Annotated in this window: 3 protein-coding genes; all 3 read left to right on the top strand. The window is 71.5% G+C overall.

Features of this window, described 5'->3' with window-relative positions; all coding sequences use genetic code 11:
* The first annotated feature begins 225 nt into the window (after positions 1-225).
* The 3 genes from WA805_RS15725 to WA805_RS15715 all read left to right on the top strand — a co-directional run bounded on the left by WA805_RS15725 (position 226) and on the right by WA805_RS15715 (position 3,082).
* Positions 226-1,128 (top strand): PhzF family phenazine biosynthesis protein, encoded by a 903-nt coding sequence (locus tag WA805_RS15725; RefSeq protein ID WP_425242698.1) that lies wholly within the window; start codon positions 226-228, stop codon positions 1,126-1,128.
* A 104-nt stretch (positions 1,129-1,232) separates the two neighbouring features.
* The gene (locus tag WA805_RS15720) at positions 1,233-2,318 is read left to right on the top strand and encodes an S-(hydroxymethyl)mycothiol dehydrogenase (RefSeq protein ID WP_425242697.1); all 1,086 of its coding nucleotides are present in this window, start codon (positions 1,233-1,235) and stop codon (positions 2,316-2,318) included.
* Positions 2,315-3,082 carry a hypothetical protein gene (locus WA805_RS15715; protein ID WP_425242696.1) on the top strand — a complete coding sequence of 256 codons (768 nt, stop codon included), beginning with the start codon at positions 2,315-2,317 and terminating at the stop codon, positions 3,080-3,082. The genes WA805_RS15720 and WA805_RS15715 overlap by 4 nt, the downstream gene beginning before the upstream one ends.
* Positions 3,083-3,123 lie beyond the last annotated feature (41 nt).

The following is a 3,123-nucleotide window of genomic DNA, read 5'->3' as shown; positions in this document are numbered from 1 at the left end:
GCTTCCTGCCCATGCTGCGCCTCTACCGGCTGTCCCCGCTGCGCGCGCCCGCGCTCCCGCTGATCGCCGTGCTGTACGCCGCGATGACCGCCGACTCGGCGCGACGGCACTACGCCGGCCGGGCCGTGTCCTGGCGCGGCCGCGCCGCCGAACGCGTCTAGCCAGGGCCACAATGCCCCCAACTGGACCTTAAGCATCCGCGCGGCCCCGGGTAGGCTCGCTGCCGTGCGAGTTCCCCACACGCGACTCTGGCAAGGCGACGGGTCCGACGGCGACGCGCTGATCAGGGACTTCCTGGTGGCGGACGTGTTCACGGACACCCCGCTCGAAGGCAACCAGCTCGGCATCTTCCCCGACGGGCGCGGGCTGAGCGACGAGCTGATGCTCAAGGCGACCCGCGAGATGAACTTCTCAGAGACGGTCTTCTTCGAGCCGCCGGAGCACGACGGCGCCGACGCCCGGGTGCGCATCTTCACCCCGGGCGGCGAGATCCCGTTCGCCGGGCATCCGACGCTCGGCTCTGCCTGGGTGCTCTGCGAGATCCTCGGCAAGCAGACCGTGACGCTCAGCACCGGCGCCGGCCCGGTGCCGGTCGAACTGGACATAGACGACGACACGATCACGTTCGGCTGGATGTCGCAGCCGATCCCGGACTGGGGTTCCTACGATCGCACGGACGAACTGCTCGACGCGCTCGGCGTGGCCGGCGTGGCCGGCGCCCTGCCCGTCGAGTGGTACAGAAACGGCCCGCTGAACGTCTATGTCGAGATCGCCGGGGAGGACGCACTCGCCGCGCTTGAGCCCGACCTGCAGAAGCTGGGCCGCATTCAGGTCAACTGCAGTTGCTTCACTCAGACGCCTGGCGGCTGGACCAGCCGGATGTTCGCCCCCGCCCTCGGCGTGACGGAGGACCCGGCCACGGGGTCCGCGGCCGGCCCGCTCGCGGTTCACCTCGCCAGGCACGGCCGGATCGAGTTCGGCCAGGAGATCGAGATCCGGCAGGGCGCGCAGGTCAATCGCCCGTCCGTGCTGTACGCACGGGCCGACGGCACGCCGGACAGCATCCGGCGGGTGCTCGTCGGCGGCCGGGCCGTCGTCGTCGCACAAGGCACCTACCGGCTCCGCTAGCCGCGCGCCCCCGGGGTTGACCTGGTCGGCTGAGTCTCTGGAACGATAGAGGCGGAGCGGAGCGGAGCAGCCGGCCGTTCGGGCGAATGCGAAGGGAACCCGGGATGACAGTCAGCGTTCACGGAGTGGTGGCACGCGGCAAGGGCGAGCCTGTGGTGGTGACCGAGGTACTCGTGCCGGACCCCGGGCCTGGCGAGGCGCTGGTGCGGGTGCAGGCGTGCGGCGTCTGCCACACCGACCTGCACTACAAGATGGGCGGGATCGGCGACGACTTTCCCTACCTGCTCGGGCACGAGGCGTCCGGGATCGTCGAGGCTGTCGGGGACGACGTGACCGAAGTGGCGCCTGGTGACTTCGTGATCCTGAACTGGCGCGCGGTCTGCGGCCAGTGCCGCGCCTGCGCGCGCGGCCGCCCCTGGTACTGCTTCAACACGCACAACGCGCAGCAGAAGATGACCCTCGCCGACGGCACCCCGCTGTCGCCCGCGCTGGGCATCGGGGCGTTCGCGGAGCGGACGCTGGTCGCGGCCGGGCAGTGCACCAAGGTCAACCCGGCGATCCCGGCGGCCACCGCCGGCCTGCTCGGCTGCGGCGTGATGGCGGGCATCGGCGCGGCCATCAACACCGGCGGCGTGACCCGCGGCGACAGCGTCGCGGTGATCGGCTGCGGCGGCGTGGGCGACGGCGCCATCGCCGGCGCCTACCTGGCCGGCGCGCACACCATCATCGCGGTGGACGTGGACGACAGGAAGCTGGAGTGGGCCCGCGGTTTCGGCGCCACCCACGTGATCAACTCGCGCAACGCCGACCCGGTCGCCGGGATCCAGGAGCTGACCGGCGGGTTCGGCGCGGACGTGGTGATCGAGGCCCTCGGCCGTCCGGAAACCTACAAGCAGGCCTTCTACGCCCGCGACCTGGCCGGCGTGGTGGTCCTGGTCGGCGTGCCGACGCCGGAGATGAAGCTGGAGCTGCCGCTGCTCGACGTGTTCGGCCGCGGCGGGGCGCTGAAGTCTTCCTGGTACGGGGACTGCCTGCCCAGTCGCGACTTCCCGATGCTCGTCGACCTGCACCTGGCCGGCCGCCTGCCGCTGGACAAGTTCGTCTCCGAGACCATCGGCCTGGGCGACGTGGAAGAGGCCTTCGCCAAGATGAGCCGCGGCGAGGTGCTGCGGAGCGTCGTAGCCCTGTGAGTGACGCCGGCGCCGCGGACCCCGCCACTCGCATCGCGATGTGGTCGGGGCCGCGGTCCGTATCCACCGCGCTGATGCGGGCCTGGGAGAACCGGCCGGACACGGTGGTCACCGACGAGCCGCTCTACGCCTTCTACCTGGACCGCACCGGCCTCGACCACCCGGGGCGGGACCAGGTGATCGCGAGCCAGCCCACCGACTGGCGGGTGGTGCTGGCTCAACTGGCCAGTGGCCCGCTGGCCCGGGGAGCAGTCATCGGCTACGCCAAGCACATGACCCACCACCTGCTGGCCGAGGTAGACCAGGCCGCGCTGGCCCCGTTCCGCCACGCGCACCTGATCAGGGACCCGCGCGAGCTGCTCGCGTCCTACGCAAGGGTGCGGGCCGAACCCACCCTGGCTGATCTCGGCCTGCGGCAGCAGGCGGAGATCTTCGAGACGTTCGGCGGTCCGGTGGTCGACTCGCGCGACCTGCTCACCGATCCCGAGGGCACCCTGCGCGCCCTTTGCCGGGCGCTCGCCGTGCCCTTCGACGGCCGGATGCTGGCCTGGCCGGCCGGGCCGCGGGACAGCGACGGGGTGTGGGCGCCTTACTGGTACGACAGCGTCTTGTCCTCGACCGGTTTCGCCCCCTACCGCCCGCCGTCCGCCGCGCTGCCCGCCCGCCTCGAGCCCCTGGCGGACCAGTGCATGCCGTACTTCACCCGCCTCCACCGCTACCGCATCACGCCTGAGGGAAGTCCCGATGCTGCAAGCATTCGATGAGCGTAACCGCGACCTGATCGTCAACGTGGGCGGCAGGCTCA

This window comes from Trebonia sp. (genome assembly GCF_049794275.1).
Taxonomy (GTDB): domain Bacteria; phylum Actinomycetota; class Actinomycetes; order Streptosporangiales; family Streptosporangiaceae; genus Trebonia.
This window is presented reverse-complemented; position numbering and strand designations above follow the sequence as displayed.

What these genes read in the sequence shown, in the direction of transcription:
- WA805_RS15720 (WP_425242697.1), top strand. Translation starts at nt 1,233, where the DNA reads ATGACAGTCAGCGTTCACGGAGTGGTGGCACGCGGCAAGGGCGAGCCT.